Below are 25,870 nucleotides of genomic sequence, written 5' to 3'. Positions count from 1 at the left end.
CGTCATTGATTTCCAGGCCATGAGCCCGCGCCCGATCATATACGTGATTGGCTCCCTCGATGTCGGGGGAGCCGAGCGGCATCTGACACAGATTATCCCGAAATTGGATCGTGCCCGGTGGAAGCCGGTCGTCTGCTGCATGACCGAAAGAGGCAAGCTCGCGGAAGGTCTGGAGGCCGCTGGCTTCGAGGTGATAGCCCGTCCGGTCGTGCGACGTTCCGGCGGTGCATCAAGGGTCCGAAGCCTCGCGCGTCTCGCTGAAACGGCTTTCTGGCTTTGTCGGATCATGCGCCGGTTTCGTCCGGCAATCGCTCATTTCTTCTTGCCCGGGGCTTACATCCTGGGGGCGCCGGCGTCGATGCTGGCGCGCGTCCCCGTACGGATCATGAGCCGACGAAGCCTGAACAACTATCAGCGCAACATGCGCTTCAGTCCTGCGATCGAGGGCAGGCTGCATCGCCATATGTCTGCCATTCTCGGGAATTCGAACAGCGTGGTGCGTCAACTGCATGACGATGAGAACGTCCCGGCGGATCGGCTGGGCCTGATCTATAACGGCATTGATTTCGCGAAGTATCAAAAGTCTTCGACGGTGCGACAGGGCGTGCGTGCGTCCCTCAAGATTGATCAAGACGCGCTTGTTTTCATCATGGTGGCGAATCTCATTCCTTACAAGGGACATCAGGATTTGCTCGTGGCCTTCTCGATGGCTCGCGCCCGTTTGCCCGCCGGGTGGAGGCTGCTGGTGGTGGGGCGAGACGACGGAATTGGCGGGGCGTTGCGCGAACAGGCAACGAATTTGTATATTGCCAACAACGTGCTCTTTCTCGGTTCAAGAAGCGACGTGCCTGATCTGCTGTGTGGGGCGGACGTCAGCGTTCTGTCCTCGCACGAGGAGGGGTTCTCGAACGCCGTCCTCGAGAGCATGGCCGCCGGACTTCCGGTGATCGCGACCGACGTAGGTGGGAATCCCGAGGCGAATATCGACGGAGAAACCGGGTTCATTGTGCCGCCGCGTGATCCTGCGGCAATGAGCGAAGCTATAGTTCTCCTTTCCGCGGACGGGGCATTGCGCACCAGGATGGGGATGAAGGCGGCGGACCGGGCCGAAACGAACTTCAGCCTGGATGCTTGCGTGTCGCGCTATGAGGATCTTTATCGTGGCTTGCTGGAGGGCAAGAGTCCGGGAGAGATCCCGAGCATCCGGCTGTCGATGTAATTCACCCCCACCGTTCGCGCCAGGCTTCGAACATCAAGACGTCCCAGAGCGGGTACTGCCAATTGCGCTCGCGCGACAGATGCTCGGCCCAGTGCCGGCGAATCAGGGCGACGTCGAAGAGCTCCGTCTCGCGCAATCGCTTCTCGGAGAGCAGGTTTTCCGCCCATTGCCGCAACGGTCCGCGCAACCATTCGCTGAGCGGAACGGAAAAGCCCATCTTTGGACGCTCGATGAGATTTCTCGGGACGTGACGGTACAGAACCTGACGCAACAGCCATTTGCTGACGCCGCGCCGGATCTTGACGGAGTGCGGGAGCCGCCAGGCCATTTCGACGACGCGGTGATCGAGCAGCGGCACTCTCACTTCGAGCGCGACCGCCATGCTCGCACGATCCACCTTGGTCAGAATATCGTCGGGAAGATACGTCACCGAGTCGAGGAATTGCATTCGATCCAGCAAATTCGGAAAGTCAGCCCGTACGGAACTGTCCCACAAGACCCCACGCGCTTCCGCAACCCCAGGCGCGATATTGCCCGGGTCCCAATGACTGATCAGCCTTCTGTACAGTTCATCGGCATCGTTCAGCCCGAGCACGTTCGCGAATTTATGGATCTTGTCGCCGGGCAGCCGTGGATAACTATGTTCCGGAAGGTAGTCGAAAATGGCGTTCCATCGCTCCGAGCTTACCGAAGTCAGTCCCGCAGCAACTGCCTTTCGCAGCGGGGCTGGCACCAGCGAAAGCATCCTCCAGGAATGGCGGGTGAGCTGATATCGGTTATAGCCTGAGAAGAGTTCGTCGCCGCCATCGCCCGAAAGCGCGACGGTGACGTACTTGCGTGTCATCGCCGAAACCAGGTAGGTCGGAATCTGCGAGGAATCAGCGAACGGCTCGTCGAAGATCTCGGAAAGCTTCGGTACGACTTCGAGCGCTTGCCGCGACGTCACGATGAGTTCGGTGTGGTCCGTCCCGAGATGCTTGGCGATTGCAGCGGCGTGAGGCGCCTCGTTAAAGGCCTTTTCGTCGAAGCCGATCGAGAACGTCTTCACGGGTCCAACATTTGCGGCTTTCATCAACGCGACGACCGTCGCTGAATCGATTCCGCCGGAAAGGAATGCGCCGAGCGGCACGTCGGCCATCGTGCGCTTGCGGACGGCATCGACAAGGAGCGTCTCGAGTTGTTCAACCAGCGACGCCTCGTCTCCAGTGAGCGGGTTCCTCAGCCCGCCGAGGGCTACCTGCCGGGCATCCCAGAATTTCTCAGTTCGTGGTTCGCGACCGAACTCCAGCGTCAGAATGGTTCCCGGCTCGAGTTTGTAGACATCCCGATAGATTGTGTGTGGAGCAGGGATGTAGTTGTACCGCATGAACGAGGCGACCGCCGCCGGTTCGATCCGAGGCGTCCATCCCGGATGCTGGCGAAGCGCCTTGAGTTCCGAGCCGAACATGAACAGTCCGCCGATCTTGGCCCAATAGATCGGTTTGATGCCGAGACGATCGCGAATGAGCGTCAGGGTTCGCTGTTGCTTGTCCCAGATCGCGATCGCAAACATTCCGATCAGTCGGTCGACCGTGGCGCGGATTCCGAATCGCGCAAATGATTCGATCAAGACCTCCGTGTCCGAGTGTCCCCGAAAACGATGACCGGTCGCTTCGATCTCGGCTCGGATCGGGAGGTGACTGTAGACCTCGCCGTTGTAGACGATCACGAAGCGGCCGTCGGCCGAGTGCATGGGCTGGTGCCCGGCGGGTGAAAGATCCACAATCGACAGGCGGCGGTGAACGAGTGCAACACCGGCTTCGGCGTCGAGCCATATGCCGTGATCGTCGGGTCCGCGATGTTCCAGGCTGACGTCCATGGCGTGAGCGGTTGATTTCAGCTGATCAACTGATGCCCGGCGGCTGGGGTCAGCGAGAAATCCGGCGATTCCACACATCGTGCCCTACAGGAAGGCTTGCAAATCGGTCAGCTGGCAGGAAGCGATCCAAGCCGACCGCCGTTCCGGCGGAATGGCATCTCGACCACGGGAACAAGACAGCAATCCAGCGTTGATGGCCTGGCTCAGGCCCGAACCAATAGCCACGACGGCGACGGATGGAGCAACGCTGGCAGTACTGGTAGCGACAGAATTCAAGAGCCGACGCATGCGGGTGTGTCGCAGGTGCCTAAAAAGGGACCAGAGGAGCCGGAGAAGTTACATTGCCTTGGTATTCTGTTTGGGGCGCGCTGGCAATAGCATGGGCTTTCTCCGGCAAAATCCTTGAATTTTAAGGACTTTCGCTCTTGCGACGCAAGCGGTAGGGCGGCTAAACAATCGGCGTCGATGGTGAGCCTGGGCCGGAACTTCCTTGATGTCACATTCCCGAGAGATTGCTGTTATTGGATTGGGTTATGTTGGGCTTCCCGTTGCGGTTGCCTTTGCGCGCAAGGGGTTTCCCGTCGTCGGTTTTGACGTAGACGGCAGCCGTGTTACCGAGCTCAGCAAGGGGTATGATCGGACGCGTGAAGTCGACGCCGACGATCTCCGCCATGCCTCGTTGACGTTCTCCGTCGATCCGGCGGCGATCCGTGGCTCGGATTTTTTCATCATCACTGTGCCGACGCCAATCGACGATTCGAACCGGCCGGATCTGGGGGCGATGATTGCCGCGTCGCGCACGGTCGGGGGTGTGCTCAAGAAAGGCGACATCGTCGTCTACGAATCGACGGTTTTTCCTGGCGCGATCGAGGAGGAATGTATCCCCATCCTGGCGGAGGTCTCAACAGGCTTGAAGCCGGGCGTGGACTTCGCCGTTGGATACTCTCCCGAGCGGATCAATCCTGGCGACAAGCTGCACCGCTTCGAGACCATCATGAAGGTCGTCTCCGCTCAGGACCCCAAAACGCTCGATATTGTCGCTGATGTTTATGGGTCCGTCGTGACGGCTGGCATCCATCGCGCACCTTCGATCAAGGTGGCCGAGGCTGCCAAGGTCATCGAGAACACGCAGCGAGATCTCAACATCGCGTTCATGAACGAGCTGTCGCTGATCTTTCAGGTGCTGAATATCGACACCGGAGACGTTTTGGCGGCCGCGGGCACAAAATGGAATTTTCTGCCGTTTCAGCCCGGCCTCGTTGGTGGACACTGCATCGGCGTCGACCCCTACTATCTGACTTTTCGTGCCGAGCGAGCGGGCTACCATCCGGAGGTCATTCTGGCCGGTCGCCGGATCAATGATGGCATGGGTCAGCGCATTGCCCGCGAATGTGTTCGAATGCTGCTTTGCGGCAAGGGAAGCGGAGGCCGAAGCACCGTCACGGTGCTCGGTCTGACCTTCAAGGAGAACGTTCCGGATACCCGCAACTCCCGTGTGGTCGACATCATTCGCGAGCTCGAAACATTCGGTATCCACGTGCAGGTGCACGACCCTCTCGCGAACGCGGGGGATGCAAGGCATGAATACGGGCTGACGCTGACCGATTTGGATGCGTTGCGCCCGGCCGATGCGGTGATCTTGGCCGTGGCACACGATAGCTATCTTGCGGGTGGTTGGCCGCTTCTCCAACGACTTCTGGATGGCGGCACGGGTCTCATCCTCGACGTCAAGGCGAAGCTCGACCGTAGCGTGACGCCCGCCGGCATCGAACTCTGGCGGCTGTAGAAGGATGGCTGAGAAAGCGATGTCGCACGATACACCATTGGTCACCGGAGCTGCCGGGTTCATCGGCTTTCATGTTGCCCAGCGCCTCCTGGCGGCGAGCCGCAGGGTTGTCGGCCTGGACATCGTCAACGACTATTACGATCCTCGGCTGAAAGAAGCGCGTCTCGAAATCCTGAAGCGTGACCCGAACTTTACCTTTGTGAAGCTCGATTTGACGGATCGCGCGGGTATCAAGGCGCTCTTTGCCGAGTATCGTTTTCCGGTGGTTGTCCATCTCGCCGCCCAGGCCGGTGTGCGCTATTCGCTGGAGCATCCACACGCTTATGTGGATGCGAACCTGGAAGGCTTCATCAACATCCTTGAAGGCTGCCGCCACAACGGCTGCGGCCACCTGCTGTTTGCGTCATCATCATCGGTCTATGGCAGTAATACGAAACTGCCGTTTTCGGTGCATGACAATGTCGACCATCCGATCAGCCTGTACGCTGCATCGAAGAAGGCCAATGAGCTGATGGCGCATTCCTATAGCCATCTGTACGGCATCCCAGCCACCGGATTGCGGTTCTTCACGGTCTATGGTCCATGGGGTCGTCCGGACATGGCCATGTTCATTTTCGCAAAGGCGATTTTGAGCGGAACGCCGATCAAGTTGTTCAACAATGGTGATATGCGGCGTGACTTCACCTTCGTCGACGATATCGCGGAAGCGATTATCCGGCTCATGGAGCGTCCGCCTCAGGGGCAAGCAATCCGGCCGACCGCCGCGCCCGATCCTTCGAGCAGCAGGGCGCCCTGGAAAATCTACAATATCGGCAACAATAATCCCGAGGAGCTCCTGCACGTCGTTTCATTGCTGGAGAAGGAGCTCGGCCGGACGGCAATCAGGGAACTGTTGCCGATGCAGCCTGGCGACGTGCCGGCGACGTATGCCGATATCGACGATCTGGCGCGGGACATCGGATTTCGACCTGCGACCTCCATCGAGGACGGAATCGCACGATTTATCAAGTGGTACCGCGAGTACCATAAGGTCTGACGGGGAGCCGGCATTCGTGGTCGGCCACGGATCGGGTTTGCGCCCGAGAGCCGGGCGATGGACCTCGCGGGTTGGCCCATCGTCCGCTGCCTGATCGGCGTATGGCCTTGCTTTATCCCGGGTTTTCTGGGTAATGGAACGCTAGCGTGCGGCTCGCAAGGCCGCTTGTTCCCGGCTCTTCGGCTGGCTGCAATAGCCGGCCGCGAGATAAGACAGGGCCTTTGCATGATCAGATTCGGCCTGCTCGGATGCGGGCGTATCGCCAAGCGTCATTCCGATCTCCTGGGTGGCAATCACATCGAGGGAGCAAGCCTGGTCGCGGTCTGCGATCCGATTCGCGCGCGCGCTGATGCAGTCGCGGCGAAGTTCGGCGTTGCGGCCCATTACGACATGGACGACTTCCTGACCCGCAAGGATATCGACGCGGTCGCCGTGCTGACGCCGAGCGGTCTGCATCCCGCGCATGTGGTCGCCTGCGCGAGGGCCTGCAAGCACGTCGTCGTCGAGAAGCCGATGGCGCTGCGTCTGCAGGACGCCGACGACATGATCCGGGCCTGCGACGAGGCCGGCGTCAAGATGTTCATCGTCAAGCAGAACCGCTTCAACGTGCCGGTGGTCAAGGCGCGCGAGGCACTCGATGCCGGCCGCTTCGGCAAGCTCATCCTGGGGACGGTCCGGGTGCGCTGGTGCCGCGACCAGGCCTATTACGACCAGGACGATTGGCGCGGCACCTGGGCCTATGACGGCGGCGTGCTGACCAATCAGGCGAGCCACCATGTCGACATGCTGGAGTGGTTCTTCGGTGACGTCGTGAGCGTGCATGCGCGTGCGGCGACGGCGCTGGCCAGCATCGAAACCGAGGACACGGCCGTTGCAACGCTCAAGTTTCGCAACGGCGCGCTCGGAATCATCGAAGCGACCACCGCGGCGCGTCCGACGGATATCGAGGGCTCGCTGTCGATCCTGGGCGAAAAGGGCACCGTCGAGATTTCGGGTTTCGCGGTCAACCAGATCCGGCACTGGCGCTTCGTCCACGAATTGCCGTCGGACAGGGACGTCGTCGAGAAATTCTCGGTCAACCCGCCCAATGTCTACGGCTTCGGCCATCAGGCCTACTATCATCACGTGGTCGATTGCCTGGAGAACCAGCGCGCAGCGCTGGTCGACGGGCTTGAGGGTCGCAAGAGCCTGGAGCTAATCTCGGCGCTGTATGAATCGATCGAGACCGGCGAGGAGGTCGCGCTGCGCTTCACGCCCCGGCTGAGCCGGCTGGGTGTCGTTTCGTGAATCGGCCGGACGTGCATCAGGCCAGCGTGCGTGACGTCGTGTTCGGTGAGCGCGTCAAGATCGTCGAGCCCTGCAACCTTTACGGTTGCACGCTCGGCGACGATTGTTTCGTCGGGCCGTTCACCGAGATCCAGAAGGGCGTGGTCGTGGGGGCGCGGACCCGCGTGCAGTCGCATGCCTTCATCTGCGAACTCGTCACCATCGGCGAAGACTGCTTCGTCGGGCACGGCGTGATGTTCGTCAACGACACGTTCGCGACCGGCGGCCCGGCGCGCGGACGCAAGGAGTTGTGGCGTGAGACTGTGATCGGAAGCCGCGTGTCGATCGGCTCCAACGCCACCATCATGCCGGTCAAAATCGTCGACGACGTCGTCATCGGCGCAGGATCGGTGGTGACCAAGGACATTACGACGCCCGGCACCTATGCCGGCAATCCGGCGCGCCGCCTGGTGGCGAGCCAATAGGGCAATAGAGGTATATCGATGGCTGTGCCGTATGCCGACCTGCAACTGCAATACCAATCGATCAAGGGTGAGATCGATGCGGCGATCGCCGGCGTGATCCGCGACAACGCCTTCATTCGCGGCAGCTATGTCGACACCTTCGAGCGCGAATTCGCTGCGGCTGCGGAGATCGCGCACTGCGTATCCTGCGCCAACGGCACCGACGCGCTCTACCTCGCCACGCGGGCGCTGAAGGTGCAACCGGGCGACGAGGTGATCACGACGGCGCATTCCTGGATCTCGACCGCGGCGATGATCACCCATGCCGGCGCCACCGTGGTCTTCTGCGACACCGACGACGCGACCTTCACGATCGATCCGGCGGCGATCGAGGCCGCGATCACGCCGCGCACGGTTGGCATCATCCCGGTGCATCTGTACGGCCAACCAGCCGACATGGACGCTATCATGGCGATCGCGCAAAAGCACAAGCTGTGGGTGATCGAGGACTGCGCCCAGGCCCATCTCGCGCGCTACAAGGGCCGCATGGTCGGGACGTTCGGCGAGGCCGCGACCTACTCGTTCTATCCCGGAAAGAATCTCGGCGCGATGGGCGACGCCGGCGCGGTCGTCACCAACGACAAGGCGCTGGCCGAGCATATGGCGATGCTGGCGCGCCACGGCGGATTGGTGAAGCACCAGCACCATATCGAGGGCATCAACAGCCGGCTCGACGGCATGCAGGCCGCGATCCTCTCGGCCAAGCTCCCGCATCTCGCCGCCTGGACCGAAGCGCGGCAGGCTGCAGCCGAAGTCTATGATGCCGGTCTCAACCAGATCGAGGATGTCGTGGTGCCCGAGGTCGCGCCGGCGCGCAGCCACGTCTATCACCTCTACACGATCAGGCATCCGCGCCGCGACGCGCTCGCCGCCCATCTAAACGCCAATGGCGTGCAGACCGCGATCAACTATCCCACGGCGCTGCCGTTCCTGCCGGCCTATGCGCGGTTCAACCACCGGCTCGAGCAATTCCCCAACGCCCATCGCAATCAGGGCCGGATTCTCTCGCTGCCGATGTTCGCCGAGATCACGCGCCAGCAGCAGGACGAAGTGATCGATTTGGTGCTGACGTTTTGATCGCGAGCGCCCCGTGCAGCCTTCAAAGACCCATACGGCCGACCAATCTCGCCATGAAAGTTGAGGGCTGCTCGAATTACTACAGACCGTCCCCTCTGGATCGGACAATTCGCTTTCTGGAAAAATGGTGGCTCAGGATTCGAAGCGGCGTAATGTTGATTATCGGCATCAAGGGCAGTAGGGCGAGTATCTCGTGGAGTATCTGCTCGGCCTTGGGATGAAGCGTAGATCATCCTCGTTCAACACGGCGCGTGTCAATCAACCTGCTTTTCTTTATCTCTCTGTACTGAGAAGCTATTTTGTTCCGGTGTCCAGCCCCGTTGCAATAGCTTATGAGGAGAAGCTAAGAGCGGGCAGCCCATGCGCTGCCACATTCCTTCTTGGCCCAGAAGTTTAAATGTCGTTTCGATCCACTTCTCCGGTACTTGGATTAGATTAGGGCGTTTCCCCAAAGCGACGCGATACGCGGCTATCATCTCTGCCACACTGACCGCCCTAGGATCGGAGACAATAAACGTTTCGCCGATTGATCGAACATCCCTCAGAACGAAATCAACGGCCGAACTAAAATTGCTGATTGATAATACCGATCTGGGTGCTTTGAGGCTTCCGAATGGAAGTGGGACCGGCAAACGTGCACATTTCCTCATCAAAGCAAAATTGCCCTTTTCTTTGAACCCATACATGACTACTGGCCGAAGGATGGTGAACGGAACATCCGCGGCGCGGACGATATCTTCTGCCGCCAGTTTAGAGCGGCCATAAGCATTTGTCGGCCGAGGTGGATCTGCCTCGGTCAGATTTACGTCAGCATACGAACCTGACTGCGCTGCAATTGATGAAACATAAACGAGTTGTTTCGTGCCACACTCTTTTGCTGCTTGCGCAAGTGATGCTACGGCTTGAACGTTGACTAAATTATATAGATCATCACTCGCAAAACTGTGCGCCAAACCGGCTAGATGTACTACCGTATCACATTGATATAATAGTGATCTCCAGTCAAAACGGCTGGTCAAATCCGGTAGCTGGATATTTGTTATATTCGGATGCTTAAACCCAAAAAATGAGCGTGAACCCGCAATGACAGTGTATTCGCGTTCCGCAAGATATTTGACCAAGTGGCGGCCAACAAAACCACTGGCACCGGTCACAAGCACAATTTTGTTGTTGCCTAATTCGGTCAAGGTTGTTGAGCTTGAAATCTTACCCGGGGGGCTGATTCTTGAGCACATGAGCGTGTTCGGTGAATAACGAGTGTCTGCTACGACTGTCAAACAACGCGGTCTTATAGGGCGTCACCCATTAGCAACAAGTCCCTTTGTATACGTAAGTCCGGCTAGCATTCAAGGTTGCCGCGCGGGGACGTTGATGTCTGCCCTGGAACCTTTTATAGCGGCCACAAAGGTGTTGGTCGTGTGATACACCAATAGAATGGACAAGAACCGGGTGTCCGATGGGATTAGCTCTCAACGTTGCAGTGCTGTTGCGCGAATGGCTTCTCGCTCGCGAGGCGAATGGACCAGTCCTAACCCTTGGTGTCATGGATGTTGGGTTCACCGAAAGGACGTTCAAATCTGCTATCGGCAAACTCTCGCTATGGCCTCGTAGTGATGTGCAGATGACCGCTCAGGCTTACTTCGAAACCTGCGGAATGTCGGAACTATCCAGCATGGATGTAAGCCGATACGAAGGCGCCGATTTTGAATTCGACCTAAACAACGAAGACCTCCCTACAGAACTGGTCGGGAGATTTGGCGTCGTTTTGAACGGCGGAACGCTTGAACACGTTTTCCATGTCCCCAACGCGCTGACGAATATCACTCGAATGCTTAAGCCAGGTGGCCTGGCCATTCACATTCTGCCTATGAGCAATTGTATTGATCACGGCTTCTACCAATTCAGCCCTACTTTGATGTTGGACTACTACGCCGCCGCCAGGTACGAACTCCTGCACTCGGCGTCTATCCATTTTGAAATACAAGCACCAGGCTCTTGCCAAGTTCGCCCAGCGCTGACGGGGTCCTTCGGTGAAGGGCTGCTCGGGACGATGGACAACAAAATTGCGTTCCATATGTTCGCGGCGCGAAAGCTGCCGAATTCACTCGATAAGGCCGTACCGATACAAAGTCTGTACGGAAGAAAGTTCACGGGGGAAGCTCCAATATCAAGATCGATCGATTGGTTTGCTCCGTTCGAGATGAAGGATGGCAAGCGAACTACGGCTTATAAGCCTAGGGAGGTCCTAATCTCGTCTGCATCGGGTGCGTCCGATGGACAGACATGGACCTCCATTCTTCCAGACCACGTTCCTCCCGGAGATAATAATTCGAATCCCATCGCATCAGTGCTAGGCCTATTTGAGGATGGCAAGCTGCTCGGACCGCCCCATTCATCCCACGAAACGATCAGAACGATCGGCAAAGGCGCATATTCTCATTGGGGGAGTGCACTATATTTTTCTACCAGCGACGGCTCGGATCCAAACACCAATGGTCGGCGGTACACCTGCAAATTCTGACTGCTCTAGTCGTCTGGCAATTGGTTGCACTGAATCGCTGACACGCCGGCGAAAACGTTGTACGCTGCTCGCTGTTGACCGAAAGGTCCGGTCGCGCAGCAATTGTCGATCAGCCACGCATAGACAATCATCGCGGTCTTTCTGTCGAAGCTTGCAGCTGCCTTCACCGCACGCGCCGTCAGGCCGAGCAGCGGTCTCGCCTCATCGATTATCTTAGTTCAGCTACGCGGTTTGTTCGCAGCATCGTCAGCGGATGCGATGTCATTCTGCAGTCGTTGTTCCGGGCCTCCTGTGTTTTTTTGGCGATGTAGTTCGGGTTGACGAGACAGCGTTAATGTTCAAATGGTACAATCGTCGATTGAACATTCTACTTCACCCCTAGAGGAACGTATGACGAAGCGGGTGGCCTTGATCACCGGTGTGACCGGCCAGGACGGCGCCTATCTCGCCGAATATCTGCTGTCGCTCGGCTATGTCGTGCACGGCATCAAGCGCCGCTCGTCCTCGTTCAACACCGCGCGCGTCGATCACCTCTACCAGGACCCGCATGTCGGCAATGTGCCGTTCCTGATACACTATGGCGACATGACGGATTCGACCAATCTGATCCGCCTGATGCAGCAGATCCGCCCCACCGAGATCTATAATCTCGCTGCCCAGAGCCACGTCGCCGTCAGCTTCGAGAGCCCGGAATACACCGCCAATGCCGACGCCATCGGCGTGCTGCGCCTCCTGGAGGCCATCCGCATCCTCGGCATGGAGAAGGAGACGCGGTTCTACCAGGCCTCGACCTCCGAGCTTTACGGCCTCGTGCAGGAGATCCCGCAGAAGGAGACCACGCCGTTCTACCCGCGCTCGCCTTACGGCGTCGCCAAACTCTACGGCTACTGGATCACGGTGAACTACCGCGAAGCCTATGGCATGTTCGCGAGCAACGGCATCCTGTTCAACCATGAGAGCCCGATCCGCGGCGAGACCTTCGTCACCCGCAAGATCACCCGTGCCGTCGCCCGCATCGAAGTCGGCCTCGAAGACACGCTCTATCTCGGCAACCTCGAAGCCAAGCGCGACTGGGGCCATGCCAGGGACTACGTCGAAGGCATGCACATGATCCTCCAGGCCGACAAGCCTGATGATTTCGTGCTCGCCACCGGCGAGACGCGTTCGGTGCGCGAGATGGTCGAGCTGGCTTTCGCCCATGTCGGCCGCCGCATCGCATGGCGCGGGCAGGGCGTTGACGAGACCGGCGTCGACGAGACGAGCGGCGAGGCCGTGGTGAGAATCGATCCCACCTATTTCCGCCCGACCGAGGTCGATCTCCTGGTCGGTGACGCCAGCAAGGCGCGCCAGGTGCTCGGCTGGAAGCCGAAGCGGACGTTTGCACAGCTCGTCGAGGAGATGGTAGCGAGCGATCTGGCGGACGCGAAACGGGACGCCGGCCGTGGCAAGCACAGCGTTTGAGCTGAAAGGCAAAAGCGTCTACGTCGCCGGCCATCGCGGCATGGTCGGAGCCGCGCTGGTGCGCCGGCTCGAACGGGAGGATGCGAGGCTCGTCACGGTGGACCGCCGCGAGCTCGATCTCTGCAACCAGGCCGCCGTGTTCGACTGGTTCGCGCGCGTGCGGCCGCAGGTGATCTTCCTTGCCGCCGCCAAGGTCGGCGGCATCGTCGCCAACAACACGCTGCGCGCCGAGTTCATCTACGACAACATAGCGATCGCGGCCAACGTGATCCATGCCGCGCACCAGAACGGCGCCGAGAAGCTGATGTTTCTGGGCTCGTCCTGCATCTATCCGAAGCTGGCGCCTCAGCCGCTGCGCGAGGATTCCGTGCTGACCGGCCCGCTGGAGCCGACCAACGAGCCCTATGCGATTGCCAAGATCGCGGGCATCAAGATGGTGGAGGCCTATCGCAGCCAGTATGGCAGCGATTTCATCAGCGTGATGCCGACCAATCTCTACGGCCCCGGCGACAACTATCATCCTGAGATGAGCCACGTGGTCGCCGCCCTGATCCGCCGCTTCCACGAGGCGAAAGTGTCCGGCGCGACGAATGTCGTAGTCTGGGGCACCGGCACGCCGCGGCGCGAGTTCCTCTTTGTCGACGACATGGCGGATGCCTGCGTGCACCTGATGAAGACCTATTCGAGGCCTGAGCTCATCAACATCGGCACCGGCGAGGACATTGCCATCGCCGAATTCGCGCGTGTCGTAGCCGAGATCGTCGGCTACAGCGGCGAGATCAGCTTCGACACCTCGCGTCCCGATGGCACGCCGCGCAAGCTGCTCGACGTCGGCCGCCTCAATGGGCTCGGCTGGCGCGCGACCACCTCGCTTCACGATGGCCTGAAGCGCGCCTATGCAGTGTATTTGTCGCAAGTATAGATGCGGCGAGTGCGCGTCTGTCTTTGCGATTTTAGCACACGCACCGCGCGGAAAGCGTACGGGTTGCTCAGCGGATCCGACGGAGCCTCTCATTGATGCTGGTCTGCTTTGCGTAGCCAGTTCTTGCTTGGCTGATCCTGGCTTGCTGGCGTGTTTTGCAGACGGCCGGTCCGATAGCCTCAAGGGCGCCATTCAGGACCAGGGGCCGTTCGTTGCTGGTAAGATCAAGAATGACGGCTCTTGGGCTCCTGGCGCGCGCTCGGCTGTTGGTTGTGCCGAATGTCCTTTCTTGCGTGAACGGCGGTTTCTCCAGCTCGCACTGGATGGGCACGATCCTGTTCAACAGAGGGGTACGGCGCTCCGGTCCGGCCTGCACACCGATGGTTTCAATCGCGGCGCTGGCTCGTCGGCGGCGGTGTAGCCTCAGATCTTCGGCATTTTGGCTCCTGGCTGGCTTATGAGAACCGAATACCAGACAAGAAGGCCCATCAACGAACTGACGATGTGGGCAACCTTCCAACGGCCGCGACATCGCCTTAAAACCCCCTGGTGCAGGCGATCAGCACCTCCTTTGTTTACGCTTCAACTGGCCCGCTTTGGTCGTGGCGAAGTACTGATCAGATCTCACGATCTAATGTCAAGGCCTCGGCATCGCGGGGCTTAGTAACCGCCACACTTTTCGGAAGCCGCCGCAAATCCAGAGTCGATGAGATCTAACTGGGTGGATTGGCGAAGGGGCATGGCGGGCTGCACGTCAGAGCGCCATGATGGTCGGCGCGAATCAATCGCGCGCGCCGGCGGCATCTCCGCGTTGGTGGTGGCCGCGCGCTCGGCCAGCGCGTCGGCGATGTCAGATGTCGCATCTCGCGACCAGCCCTCGATCGGCTTGAATCGAAGCAAGAAGAGCTGTCGTTGCAATGCTGGGTCGGCCGAATACGATCTGCTGCCGTGAGGCTGGGGTGAAGGTATTGACCTCGTATATCGGCTTTTGTCCATTGTTCGCATGGTATCTTCTGCGCAAGACAAGCGGCTCCGGAGGCCGTACTGCCTTAAGCCCGCGACCGCGAGGCGAGATACCGGCGCGCCGACTCAGTAATGCTCCAACTGCCGATGAATGCCAGGCCTTTCTGTCGCAACATTGTTGCTCGTTTTGCAGGCAACGGCTATTGTTCTCACGCCTGTGGGGTAAAGACGAGAGCGTGTGACGGGCGTCAAAGCGACAAACGGGGCTATTTCGCGCGAACGGCAACGAGCAGGATGCAAGAGAGGCGCCCGCGAGTACGATGCCGTCCAACTGCTCAGATATTGAAATGTAGCCGTGCTTGCCGGAAAATCGGTGGCCCCTTCCAAGTTGGGTTAGTGAGCTTTGATGCGTCCCGCAGTATTTTTTGATCGCGATGGCGTGCTCAATGAGGACGACGGCTATGCTTTTGATCCGGCCAGGATCCGGTGGGTGGAAGGAGCGCACCGTGCCGTAAAAGCAGTCAATGATGCCGGGTACTTTGCTTTCGTAGTAACGAACCAATCGGGAGTCGCGAGGGGGTTTTTCGAGGAGCGGCACGTTCGCAATTTGCACGAATGGATGTCGCGTGAGCTTGCTATCGTCGGTGCGCATATAGATGCGTTCGAGTTCTGTCCACATCATCCCGATGGTTCGATCGAGCGATATCGTCTCGTCTGCAACTGCCGCAAGCCGCGACCGGGAATGATTACAGGTTTGCTTGAGCGTTATTCGGTCGATATGGATGCTAGCTTCATGATCGGGGACAAGCAAAGCGACCTTGCAGCGGCGCAGGCCGCCGGCATCACAGCCTATCTGTTCAATGGGTCTAATCTTCATGCCTTCATCACCCCGCTATTAACGAATTGGTCCGACAATCCTCCGCATCAACCGCTCTGGCAGCATGGAGGTGCGGGAACGCAGGATTGACTCGTCGCCATCGCCAGGGAGAGGCCGGTCGCCTGCGAGTTCGCGAACTCAAGGCGGGACATTGACGTGAAAGCGACAAAATCGAAGCCTTCAGCCGCGCGGCGATCACGCGGGCGCGTGCACGATTCCCAAATCTACAATTTTACGAAGGTGGCGAGCCTCTGTACATCGTCCCGGCCGAAGTTGTTGAACGTCGCGACGTTCGAGCTTGGCATTTCTATTTGAAGCCATGGGGCCAGCTATATTCCGGATTTGGCGTTCCGTATTGGGTCTATGTCACGAACGCGGAGCCATGGCCGGCGACCAAGCGATAAGATCCCTTTGGAAGGCTCACGTGAGCTGCCTCCCAGCCCTGACTTGCCGCCGGAGGTCGGGAGCGGCCTTGGCCGCCATAATTTCGCTTGAGCGTCAAGTTCCGCCGTTATGGCTCGCCATAACTGCTTTCCGTGCGGCCTGCCTTTCTTTTCCGGTTCGCTACCTGCAAATCTCTGTTTCGCAAAGCGGGTTTAACCGGCAAGCGCTCGATTTTCGAGGAAAATGGACCTTTCTGCCGTCGACTGGCCAATGTTTTTAATTTCACCGTTCTTTTCCGTGGTGGCAGAGAAACACCAAAAGAAATTCAGCGGGAGAGGGGGCTCTACCGCTCGTCCGCGATCACCTTGCCGTCGTTCGGCAGCGCACCCGGGCCGACCAATTCGACATTGCCGCCAAGTTTTGTCACCGCGCGCAAGGTGGCGGCGATCTCATCGCGTAAGCTGTCGCTCGCGACGGCCGTTTCCGCTTTCAGCGTCATGGCATCGGTCTCGCCCTGACGCGCGACGACGAGCCGCAGCCGGCCGAGCGCGGAATGACGCTTGCTGATCTCGGCGACCTGCTCGGGCCGGACGAACATGCCCTTGACCTTGGTGGTCTGGTCGGCGCGGCCCATCCAGCCCTTGATCCGCATGTTGGTGCGGCCGCAGGGGCTGGTGCCCGGCAGCGCGGCCGTGAGATCGCCGAGCGCAAGCCGGATCCAGGGGTGGTGCGGGTCGAGCGAGGTGACGACGATCTCGCCGACATCGCCCGGAGTCACGGGATCGCCTGTGCCGGGCTTGACGATCTCCAGGATCAGATCCTCGTTCACGACCATGCCCTCGCGCGCTTCGGTCTCGAACGCGATGAGGCCGAGATCTGCGGTGCCGAAGGCCTGGTAGGCGTCGATGCCGCGCGCCTTGATCTCGGCCTGGAGCGACGGCGGGAAGGCCGCGCCCGAGACCAGCGCACGCTTGATCGAGGAGACGTCGCGCCCCGCAGCTGCGGCTGCATCGAGCAATATCTTCAGAAAATCCGGTGTGCCGCTGTAGCCGACCGGACGATAGGCCTCGATCAGCTCGAATTGCTGCTCGGTATTGCCGGGGCCGGCCGGGATCACCGCGCAGCCGAGCGCCCGCGCCGAGGCGTCGAAGATGAAGCCGCCAGGGGTGAGGTGATAGCTGAATGTGTTGAGCACGACGTCATCGGGGCGGAATCCGGCCGCAAACAGCGCCCTCGCGCCGCGCCAGGGGTCGGCCTGTCGCCCCTCCGGCTCGAAGATCGGGCCGGGCGAGGTGAAGAGGCGGGCGAACGAGCCCGGCGCCGCTGCGACAAAGCCGCCAAAGGGCTGGGAGGCCTTGTGCAGGGCCGGCAGCTCCGACTTGCGGAGCACCGGCAAGGCCGCCAGCGCCGCCCGGGAGGTCACGGCGGTGGGGTCAATGCCTTTCAGCCGCTCGGCATAGGCTGGCGCTGCCATCGCGCTGCGCAGCACCTCCGGCAGGCGGGAAAACAGCTCGGTCTCGCGCGCGGCCGGTTGGCGCGTCTCGCGGTCGTCGTAATGGGCGGTCATGGCGGGTCTTTCCGGGTTGGCATCCGTTGCGCGCCGCCGCCGGCATGGGTATCAGACGGCCATTGGCTCGGCTTGAAGAGGACGCGATGGCGGACGAAGGAATGATTGCGGCGGGCGTCGTCGCGCGCCTGAAGCGCCGCATGATCGAGGACGCGCTGCCGCTGTGGTCGACGATCGGCTGGGATGAGGCCGCAGGCGGCTTCATCGACCGGCTGCACCGCGACGGAACGGCGGACACCGCCGCGCCGCGGCGGGTATTCGTCCAGGCCCGCCAGATCTGGTGCTACGCCAAGGCGGCGCAGATGGGCTGGTACCCGCAGGGGCGCGCCATCGCGCTGAAGGGGCTGGAGCACCTCCTGGCGAAGGCGAAGGCGCCCGACGGCAAGCCTGGCTATGTGCACCGACTGACGCCGGAGGGGGCGGTGCAGGACGCGCGGCGCGATGCCTATGACCACGCCTTCATCCTGTTTGCGCTCGCGACCGTCTACACCCTCGACCAAGACGCCCAGGTGCGCGCCGAGATCGACGCGCTGCTCGCCTTCCTCGATGGCCACCTGCGCTCGCCGCATGGCGGCGTCCACGAAAGCCTGCCGGTCTCGCTGCCGCGCCGGCAGAACCCGCACATGCACCTGTTCGAGGCGATGATCGCGTGCTTCGACGCGACCCACGATCTGTCGTTCCAGAACCGCGCCGGCGAATTCTTCGCGCTGTTTCTCGCCAATCTCTACGACAAGCAGAAGCACATCCTGACCGAGTATTTTGAGGAGGACTGGTCGAAGATCGAGCCGGTCAGCGTCGAGGCCGGCCATCAGGCGGAATGGGTCTGGCTGCTGAAGGGTTTCGAACGAATCACGGGATGCCCGACCGGGCAGCGCCGCGCCGAGCTGCTCGCGACCGCGCTGCGCTATCGCGACGAGGCGACCGGCTGCCTCACCGACGAGGGCGATGCTGTCGGCAACATCCGCCGTGCGACGCGCCGGCTGTGGCCGCAGACCGAGATGGCGAAGGCGTGGATCGCGCAGGCCGAGTCCGGCGAGGCGGGCGCCGCGGACGAAGCGCGTGCGGCGCTGGTGCTGCTCGAACGGCATTACCTCAGCCATCCCGTCAAGGGCGGCTGGTACGACCAGTTCGATCGCGACGGCAAATCGCTGGTCGACACCATTCCTGCGTCGTCGTTCTATCATGTTCTCTGCGCAGTCACCGAAGCGGAGCAGGTGCTCGAGTGAGTTTCAGAGCCACCGCTTGCGGCGCTTGAAACTCTTGAGGTTCTTGAAGCTTTTGCGCTGGTCGCCGGTGCCGCCGAGGTAGAACTCCTTGACGTCTTCGTTATCGCGCAGCTCGTCGGCGGTGCCGTCGAGCACGACCTTGCCCTGCTCCATGATGTAGCCGTGGCTCGCCACCGACAGCGCGGCGCGCGCGTTCTGCTCGACCAGCAGGATGGTGACGCCGAGGTCGCGGTTGATCTTCTGGATGATGGAGAACACCTCTTTCACCAGCAGCGGCGAAAGGCCCATCGACGGCTCGTCCATCAGGATCATCTTCGGGCGCGCCATCAGCGCGCGGCCGATCGCGAGCATCTGCTGCTCGCCGCCGGAGAGATAGCCGGCCAGGCCAGTGCGCTCCTTCAGACGCGGAAAATAGTTGAAGACCATGTCGAGATCGGCATCGACCTCGCGGTCCCTGCGGGTGAAGGCGCCGAGCTTGAGGTTTTCAAGCGAGGTCATGTCGGCGACGATGCGCCGGCCCTCCATCACCTGGAAAATGCCGCGGCGGACGATCTTGTCAGGATCGATGCCGTTGATGCGCTCGCCCTCGAACAGGATCTCGCCGCGCGTAACCTCGCCGTCCTCGGTCTTGAGCAGCCCCGAGATCGCCTTCAGCGTCGTCGACTTGCCGGCGCCGTTCGCGCCCAGCAGCGCCACGATCGCGCCCTTGGGGACGTCGAGACTGAGGCCGCGCAGCACCAGGATGACGTCGTCATAGACGACCTCGATGTTGCGCACGGCGAGGAGGGGAGGCGCGGGGACGACGCTGGGGGAGGTGCGAACGGCTTCTGCGGTCTCGGTCATGTTTCATAACTCTCTGCTGTCGTCGCCCGGCTTGACCGGGCGACTCAGTATTCCAGAGACGCCTGAGATTCACGGAGAAGTCGCGGCGTACTGGATCCCCCGCCTTCGCGGGGGATGACAGTTGTGTGTGGGGAAACGGCGTGGCTCACCAGCCCAGCAGCTCCGGCTTGCGCTGCAACTCGACGGTCTTGACCTTCTCGAGCTTGATCGTGCCCTTGGCCATGAGGTCGTTGAGGTCGCCGTCGGTCGCGCCCGACACCTTGGTGCGGTAGAGGTCGACCTTCAGCGTGCCGCGGTGGTCCTTGTCGGTCCAGGTCGAGGGATTGCAGACGCCTTCCATCCCGGCCGGCACCCAGTCCTTCTTCTGGTAGAAGCCCTTGGCGACGTTCTCGCCGGTGGCGCCGCCGTTCTTGGCGGCCCAGTCGAGCGCCTCCTTCATGTACAGCGCCGAGCAGACAGCGGCGATATAGTGCACCGGGCGATAGACCTTGCCGGTGGGGTCCGACATCTTGGAGATCTCCATCACCGTCTTCATGCCGGGCGCATCGCCGCCCCAGCTCACCGCGGTGCGCAGCGGGAAGATGACGCCATTGGCGGCATCGCCCGCGGTCTTGGCGGCGTTCTCGTCCATGCCCCAGACATTGCCGAGGAACTGGATGTCGACGCCGGCGGTCTTGCAGGCCTTCATCACCGAGATGTTGGAGGCCGCGGTGTTGCCGAGATAGGCGTAATTGGCGCCCGAGGATTTCAGGCTGAGGCACTGCGCGCTGTAGTCACCAGGGGAGAGCGCGAACACCAGCGGCGGCAGCACCTCGAAGCCGAGTTCCTGCGCCATGGCTTCGCCGGCGGCCTTCGGCGCGTTCGGATAGGGATGGTTGGCGCCCATATGCACGAACTTGGGCTTGCCGGACTTGCCCTTGGCCTTCCAGTCCTCGGCGGCCCACATCAGCATCGCCCGCAGCGAGTCCGAATAGCTCGGGCCATAGAAGAAATTGTAAGGTGCGGGCTTGGCCTTGCCGCTGACCCCTTCGGGATCGGTGAGCGCGGCGGCATAGGAGCCGGACATGTCGGGAATCTTGTCCTGGGCGAGGAAGCCGGTCAGCGCCTCGGTGTCGGCGGTGCCCCAGCCCATGATCGCCGCGACCTTGCTGTCCGGCGCCGACCATTTCTTGTACAGCGCGATCGCGCGCGGAACCTGGTAGCCATAGTCGTTGGTGTCGACATTGAGCTGCTTGCCATTGACGCCGCCATTCTTGTTGACCCAGGCGAAGGTGTCGGCGACGGCCTGGCCGTAGGGCGTGCCGACGTCGGAGGTGCCACCCGAGTAATCGGCGAGGTGGCCGATCGCGATCTGCGCCTGCGCGCCCGCCGAGAATGCGGCAATCGCGATCGCGAGCGATGCGGTGCTCAAAAGGGATTTTGTCTTCATTGGTTGCCTCCTCCTGTTTATTCGTTGGTTCGTCAGTTTCCGTGCTCAGTGCGAGAACGGGTAGAGTTTCCAATACGCCTTGATCTGCCGCCAGCGATGCGCGAGCCCGTCGGGCTCGAACATCAGGAATGCGATGATGATCACCCCGATCGCGATCTCGCGCAGGAAGGTGATGTTGTTGTTGAGCGACAGCGCCTTGTCGATCGCGCCGCCCTTCAGATAGAGGCTGATGAACTCCATCGTCTCCGGCAGCAGCACCACGAAGGCGGTGCCCATCAGCGTGCCCATGATCGAGCCGGTGCCGCCGATGATGATCATGGCCAGGAACAGGATCGAGCGTTCGATGCCGAAACCCTCCTGCGAGACCACGAGCTGATAGTGCGCATAGAGCGCGCCGGCGATGCCGGCGAAGAAGGCGGCGAGGCCGAACGACAGCGTGCGGTATTTGGTGAGGTTGATGCCCATGATCTCGGCGGAGAGATAATGGTCGCGGATCGCCACCAGCGCGCGGCCATCGCGCGTGCGCATCAGATTGGTGACGAGGATGTAGCTCACGAGCACATAGGCCAGCACGACGTAGAAATACTGCTTATCCCCGCGCAGCGTGTAGCCGAAGATCGAGAATGGCTCGGCGCTCGCCGGCACCGAGCCGCCGGAGAACCATTCGGCGCGGGAGAAGAAGTCGAGCAGGATGTATTGCGCGGCCAGGGTCGCAATGACGAGGTAAAGGCCCTTCAGCCGCGCCGCCGGAATGCCGAAGATCAGCCCGACCAGCGCGGTGACGATTCCGGCGAGCGGGATCGCGAAGAACACCGGGATCGGCGCATTGTTCGAGATGTAGGCCGAGGTGAAGGCGCCGAGCAGGAAGAAGGCGGCATGCCCGATCGAGATCTGGCCGGTGAAGCCGACCAGGATGTTGAGGCCGAGTGCTGCGATCGAGAAGATACCAATCTGGATCAGGATGCTGAGCCAGTAGCCGCTGAAGAATTGCGGCGCGAGGCACAGTAGCGCAACGCCGGCGATCGCGAAGTTGCGGCTGGTCGTGGTCGGGAAGATCGTGGTGTCCGCGGCATAGGAGGTGCGGAAATCACCAGCGGGGATGAGGGCAGGGCCGGCCATAGGTCAGATCCGCTCGATGTCGTGGGTGCCGAACAGGCCGTAGGGCTTGATCATCAGCACGATGATGAGGACGTAGAACGGCGCGATCTCGTAGAGATTGCCCCAATGCAGATATTGGCTGTCGACATATTGGGCGACGTTTTCGAGCAGCCCGATGATGATGCCGCCGAGCACCGCGCCGCCGACCGAGTCGAGCCCGCCGAGGATCGCCGCCGGGAACACCTTGATGCCGTAGGCGGCGAGGCCCGAGGATACGCCGTTGACGACGGCGACGACCACGCCCGCGACGGCAGAGACCGTCGCCGAGATCGCCCAGGCCATCGCGAACACGCTCTTGACGGAAATGCCGAGCGACTGCGCGACCTGCTGGTTGAACGCGGTGGCGCGCATCGCGAGGCCGTATTTCGAAGCGCGGAAGAACCAGGCCATGCCGATCATCATGGCGACCGAGACCACGAGGCTCATGACATAGACGGTCTGGATCTGGAGGCCGAACAGGCTGACTGACTGGCTCTCGAACACGCGCGGGAACGGCTGCGGGTTGACACCGAACATCCATTTCAGCGTCGCCTGGAGCACGGTGGAGAGGCCGATCGTCACCATGATCACGGAGATGATCGGCTCGCCGATCATCGGCCGCAGGATCAGCACCTGGACCGCGATGCCGAACACGAACATGAACACCAGCGTGATCGGCATGCCGATCCAGAACGGCACCTGGTATTTGGCGAGCAGCGCCCAGCACACCCAGGCGCCGACCAGCAGCAATTCACCTTGCGCGAAATTGACGACCTGCGTCGCCTTGTAGATCAGCACGAACGACATCGCGACCACACCGTAGAGCGTGCCGACGACGAGGCCGTTGACCAGGAGCTGGATGAGGAAGGCGCTGTTCATGTCGGTTGACCCAGCTCGTCATTGCCGGGCTTGACCCGGCAATCCATCGATGCGGAAGGAAGATTGTTCGGAAGAGGATGGATGCGCGGGTCAAGCCCGCGCATGACGACCATTTGTGTCACTCCGCAGCCTCCGCCATATGTCCGTGGCCGCCGAGATCTACGACGCGCAGCGTGGTGCGCACCCTCTGCGTGGTGCCGTCCTGGAAGCGGATCACGGTGTCGACGGGGATGTCGGCATCGCCGCGATAGATGGCGTCGATGATGCCTTCGTATTTCTCGTTGATGACGCCGCGGCGCACTTTCCTGGTGCGGGTGAGCTCGCCGTCGTCGGCGTCCAGTTCCTTATAGAGCAAGAGGAAGCGCGAGATGCGCTGGGCCGGCGGCAGCGTGGCGTTGACGGTCTCGACCTCCCTCTGCAGCAGCTTATAGACCTCGGGCCGCGAGGCGAGGTCGCTGTAGGTGGTAAAGGAGAGGCGGTTCTTCTCAGCCCATTTCGAGATGATGGAGTAGCGGATGCAGATCATCGCCGCGAGCGCGTCGCGGCCGGCGCCGAGCACCACGGCCTCCGCGATATAGGGCGAGAACTTCAGCTTGTTCTCGATGAACTGCGGCGAGAAGCGCTCGCCGCGCGAGGTCTCGGCGAGATCCTTGATGCGGTCGATGACGACGAGCTGCTGGTTGGCGTTGAAATAGCCGGCATCGCCCGACAGCATCCAGCCGTCCTTGATGTCGGCAACGCTCGCCTCGGGATTCTTGTAATAGCCGAGGAACATGTTGGGATGCCGCACCACGATCTCGCCGACGCCGTGGACATCGGCATTGTCGATGCGGATCTCGACGCTGTCGGCCATCGGCACGCCGGTCGTGTCAGGATCGACCTTGCCCTCGGGGTGCAGCGTGTAGGCGCCCAATAGCTCGGTCTGGCCGTAGAGCGTGCGCAGCGGCACGCCCATGGCCTGAAAGAACTTGAACGTATCAGGCCCGAGCGCCGCGCCGCCGGTGGCGGCCGAGCGCAACCGGGTGAAGCCGAGGCGGTCGCGCAGCGCGCGAAACAGGATCGCGTCGGCCAAGCCGGACCGCTTGCCCTGTTCGAGCGCGGCAAGACCCGACTTCATGCCGATGTCGAACAGCCGCTGCTTGAAGGGCGTCGCGTCCATCACCTTGGCGCGGACGTCGGCGGCGATCGATTCCCAGACCCGTGGGGCAAAGAGCACGAAGGTCGGCGCGATCTCGCGCAGATCGTTCATCATCGTGTCGGGCTCTTCGACGAAGTTGATCTTCATCCGGCAGAGCAGACCTTTGCCGAGCACGTAGACCTGCTCCATGATCCAGGGCAGCGGCAGCACCGAGACGTATTCGTCGTCCGGCCCCTTCGGGTCGAAGGCGAGATAGGTCGCGCAATGGCCGAGCACGCGGCCGGCGGCGAGCATGGCGAGTTTGGGATGTGAGGTAGTGCCCGACGTGGTGCAGAGGATCGCGACGTCCTCGCCCTTGGTCGCATCTACGAGCTTGTCGTAAAGCTCCGGCTCCCGTGTGGCCCGCGCGCGGCCGAGCTCGGCAAATTTCTCCGCCGACATCAGCCGCGGGTCGTCGTACTTCCGCATTCCACGAGGATCGGAATAGATGATGTGCTTCAGCTTCGGCACGCGGTCGGCCAGCGTCAGCAGCTTGTCGACCTGCTCCTCGTCCTCGGCGAAGACGAGCTGCGCCTCGCCGTAGTTCAGGAGATAGGAGGCTTCCTCATCCAGCACGTCGCGATAGAGCCCGAGGCTCAATCCACCGATCGCGTGCGTGGCGACTTCCGCCGCCACCCAGTCCGGCCGGTTGTCGCCGATGATGCCGATCACGTCACTCCGGCCGAGGCCGAGCTCGATGAGGCCGAGCGCGAAATCGCGCACCCGCGTCTGGTAGTCGTTCCAGGTGAACAGGCGCCAGAGCCCGAGATCCTTCTCGCGCAGCGCGATCTCGTTGCCATGTTCCTTCGCGTTGAGCCGGAGCATCTTCGGATAGGTGTCGGCCTGCGCGACGCGGCCTGCATAATCCATCATGCCGCGCTCTCCTGTGCGGGCGGGGCATCATCGGGATCGACCAGCGCCTCGTCTTCTTCACCAAGATAGGCGCGCTTGACGTGGGGATCGGCGAGCACGGTGGCCGGATCGCCCTCGGCGATCTTGCGGCCGAAATCCAGCACCATGACGCGGTGGGAGATGTCCATCACCACCCCCATGTCGTGCTCGATCATCACCACCGTCATCCCGAACTCCTCGTTGAGGTCGACGATGTAGCGAGCCATGTCCTCCTTTTCCTCGAAGTTCATGCCGGCCATCGGCTCGTCGAGGAGGATGAGGCGCGGCTCCAGCGCCATGGCGCGGGCGAGTTCCACGCGCTTGCGCAGGCCGTAGGGCAGGGTGCCGGCGGTCGCCTTGCGCACCGACTGGAGGTCGAGGAAATCGATGATCTCTTCCACCTTGCGGCGATGCTCGAGCTCTTCCTTGCGCGCGCGGGTGAGCCAGTACAGCGATCCCGTGAGGAAATTGTTCTTCAGGAGGTGATGGCGCCCGACCATGATGTTGTCGAGCACGCTCATGTGGTGGAACAACGCTAGATTCTGGAAGGTGCGGCCGATGCCGAGCGTCGGACGCGCGTTCGGCGTCAGGCCGGTGATGTCGCGGCCCTGGTAGAACAGCTGGCCTTCGGTCGGCTTGTAGCGACCGGAAATACAGTTCACGATCGAGGTCTTGCCGGCCCCGTTGGGGCCGATGATCGAGAACAGCTCGCCCTCCCTGATGGCGAAACTGACATCGGTCAGCGCACGGACGCCGCCGAATCGCAAGGACACGCCGCGCACTTCGAGACTGGTAGCCACCAAACAAATCCCTCCCGGTGATGGCGC

The 25,870-nt window shown here is 61.4% G+C and carries 21 protein-coding genes; 11 read left to right on the top strand and 10 right to left on the bottom strand.

Going from position 1 to position 25,870, the window contains the following annotated elements; genetic code table 11:
- Positions 1 to 19 precede the first annotated feature (19 nt).
- Positions 20 to 1,219 (top strand): glycosyltransferase, encoded by a 1,200-nt coding sequence (locus tag WN72_RS32605; protein WP_092213180.1) that lies wholly within the window; start codon positions 20 to 22, stop codon positions 1,217 to 1,219.
- A 1-nt stretch (position 1,220) separates the two neighbouring features.
- On the opposite strand, the gene asnB is transcribed toward WN72_RS32605, so the two are convergent.
- Positions 1,221 to 3,155, bottom strand: a complete 1,935-nt coding sequence (gene asnB, locus WN72_RS32600) for an asparagine synthase (glutamine-hydrolyzing) (RefSeq protein ID WP_092213182.1) — start codon at positions 3,153 to 3,155, stop codon at positions 1,221 to 1,223.
- Positions 3,156 to 3,570: 415 nt separating this feature from the next.
- Between asnB and WN72_RS32595 the strand changes: the two genes are divergently transcribed.
- From WN72_RS32595 to WN72_RS32575, 5 genes are all read left to right on the top strand, one after another.
- The gene (locus WN72_RS32595) at positions 3,571 to 4,863 is read left to right on the top strand and encodes a nucleotide sugar dehydrogenase (RefSeq protein WP_092213184.1); all 1,293 of its coding nucleotides are present in this window, start codon (positions 3,571 to 3,573) and stop codon (positions 4,861 to 4,863) included.
- Between the two features lie 19 nt (positions 4,864 to 4,882).
- Complete coding sequence (locus tag WN72_RS32590) at positions 4,883 to 5,899, top strand: NAD-dependent epimerase (protein WP_092213766.1); 1,017 nt, start codon at positions 4,883 to 4,885, stop codon at positions 5,897 to 5,899.
- Between the two features lie 225 nt (positions 5,900 to 6,124).
- Complete coding sequence (locus WN72_RS32585) at positions 6,125 to 7,186, top strand: Gfo/Idh/MocA family protein (protein ID WP_092213186.1); 1,062 nt, start codon at positions 6,125 to 6,127, stop codon at positions 7,184 to 7,186.
- A complete protein-coding gene (locus tag WN72_RS32580; protein WP_092213188.1) occupies positions 7,183 to 7,650 on the top strand; it encodes an acyltransferase in 468 nt (155 codons plus the stop codon). Before WN72_RS32585 ends, WN72_RS32580 begins: the two co-directional genes overlap by 4 nt.
- 18 nt (positions 7,651 to 7,668) lie before the next feature.
- Positions 7,669 to 8,766, top strand: coding sequence for a DegT/DnrJ/EryC1/StrS family aminotransferase (locus WN72_RS32575; RefSeq protein ID WP_092213190.1), 1,098 nt, complete (start codon positions 7,669 to 7,671; stop codon positions 8,764 to 8,766).
- 254 nt (positions 8,767 to 9,020) lie between these two features.
- Here WN72_RS32575 and WN72_RS32570 read toward each other — a convergent pair whose 3' ends face one another.
- Entirely contained in the window at positions 9,021 to 9,953 is a 933-nt protein-coding gene (locus WN72_RS32570; protein ID WP_167380640.1) for an NAD-dependent epimerase/dehydratase family protein, read from the bottom strand.
- 269 nt (positions 9,954 to 10,222) lie between these two features.
- Here WN72_RS32570 and WN72_RS32565 point away from each other — a divergent pair, with 269 nt between their 5' ends.
- From WN72_RS32565 to fcl, 3 genes are all read left to right on the top strand, one after another.
- A complete protein-coding gene (locus WN72_RS32565) occupies positions 10,223 to 11,287 on the top strand; it encodes a methyltransferase domain-containing protein (protein WP_092213194.1) in 1,065 nt (354 codons plus the stop codon).
- Between the two features lie 390 nt (positions 11,288 to 11,677).
- Complete coding sequence (gene gmd, locus WN72_RS32560) at positions 11,678 to 12,748, top strand: GDP-mannose 4,6-dehydratase (protein ID WP_194482934.1); 1,071 nt, start codon at positions 11,678 to 11,680, stop codon at positions 12,746 to 12,748.
- Complete coding sequence (gene fcl / locus WN72_RS32555) at positions 12,729 to 13,670, top strand: GDP-L-fucose synthase (RefSeq protein WP_092213198.1); 942 nt, start codon at positions 12,729 to 12,731, stop codon at positions 13,668 to 13,670. Before gmd ends, fcl begins: the two co-directional genes overlap by 20 nt.
- A gap of 660 nt (positions 13,671 to 14,330) precedes the next feature.
- Here fcl and WN72_RS32550 read toward each other — a convergent pair.
- Positions 14,331 to 14,570 carry a hypothetical protein gene (locus WN72_RS32550; RefSeq protein ID WP_143130541.1) on the bottom strand — a complete coding sequence of 80 codons (240 nt, stop codon included), beginning with the start codon at positions 14,568 to 14,570 and terminating at the stop codon, positions 14,331 to 14,333.
- A gap of 466 nt (positions 14,571 to 15,036) precedes the next feature.
- Here WN72_RS32550 and WN72_RS32545 point away from each other — a divergent pair, with 466 nt between their 5' ends.
- Entirely contained in the window at positions 15,037 to 15,600 is a 564-nt protein-coding gene (locus WN72_RS32545) for a D-glycero-alpha-D-manno-heptose-1,7-bisphosphate 7-phosphatase (RefSeq protein ID WP_092213204.1), read from the top strand.
- Positions 15,601 to 16,237: 637 nt separating this feature from the next.
- Here WN72_RS32545 and WN72_RS32540 read toward each other — a convergent pair.
- On the bottom strand, positions 16,238 to 17,461 hold the full coding sequence (locus WN72_RS32540; protein ID WP_143130542.1) for a phenylacetate--CoA ligase family protein: 1,224 nt from the start codon (positions 17,459 to 17,461) through the stop codon (positions 16,238 to 16,240).
- An 86-nt stretch (positions 17,462 to 17,547) separates the two neighbouring features.
- Here WN72_RS32540 and WN72_RS32535 point away from each other — a divergent pair, with 86 nt between their 5' ends.
- Entirely contained in the window at positions 17,548 to 18,687 is a 1,140-nt protein-coding gene (locus WN72_RS32535; RefSeq protein ID WP_167380641.1) for an AGE family epimerase/isomerase, read from the top strand.
- A 3-nt stretch (positions 18,688 to 18,690) separates the two neighbouring features.
- Here the strand turns inward: WN72_RS32535 and WN72_RS32530 are convergent, their stop codons facing one another.
- From WN72_RS32530 to WN72_RS32505, 6 genes are all read right to left on the bottom strand, one after another.
- Positions 18,691 to 19,530, bottom strand: coding sequence for an ABC transporter ATP-binding protein (locus WN72_RS32530; RefSeq protein WP_092213206.1), 840 nt, complete (start codon positions 19,528 to 19,530; stop codon positions 18,691 to 18,693).
- A gap of 145 nt (positions 19,531 to 19,675) precedes the next feature.
- Complete coding sequence (locus WN72_RS32525) at positions 19,676 to 20,959, bottom strand: ABC transporter substrate-binding protein (protein ID WP_092213208.1); 1,284 nt, start codon at positions 20,957 to 20,959, stop codon at positions 19,676 to 19,678.
- Positions 20,960 to 21,004: 45 nt separating this feature from the next.
- Entirely contained in the window at positions 21,005 to 22,078 is a 1,074-nt protein-coding gene (locus WN72_RS32520; RefSeq protein WP_092213210.1) for a branched-chain amino acid ABC transporter permease, read from the bottom strand.
- A 3-nt stretch (positions 22,079 to 22,081) separates the two neighbouring features.
- Positions 22,082 to 22,975: a branched-chain amino acid ABC transporter permease gene (locus WN72_RS32515; protein WP_027564919.1), complete on the bottom strand. Its 894-nt coding sequence runs from the start codon at positions 22,973 to 22,975 to the stop codon at positions 22,082 to 22,084.
- Positions 22,976 to 23,093: 118 nt separating this feature from the next.
- Entirely contained in the window at positions 23,094 to 25,025 is a 1,932-nt protein-coding gene (locus tag WN72_RS32510) for a long-chain fatty acid--CoA ligase (RefSeq protein WP_092213213.1), read from the bottom strand.
- A complete protein-coding gene (locus WN72_RS32505) occupies positions 25,022 to 25,843 on the bottom strand; it encodes an ABC transporter ATP-binding protein (protein ID WP_092213770.1) in 822 nt (273 codons plus the stop codon). Before WN72_RS32505 ends, WN72_RS32510 begins: the two co-directional genes overlap by 4 nt.
- Positions 25,844 to 25,870: the final 27 nt, after the last annotated feature.

It is taken from the genome of Bradyrhizobium arachidis, from assembly GCF_015291705.1.
Classification (GTDB): Bacteria; Pseudomonadota; Alphaproteobacteria; order Rhizobiales; family Xanthobacteraceae; genus Bradyrhizobium; species Bradyrhizobium arachidis.
Note: the sequence above shows the minus strand (reverse complement) of the source record. Positions and strands in the feature narration are given on the sequence as shown.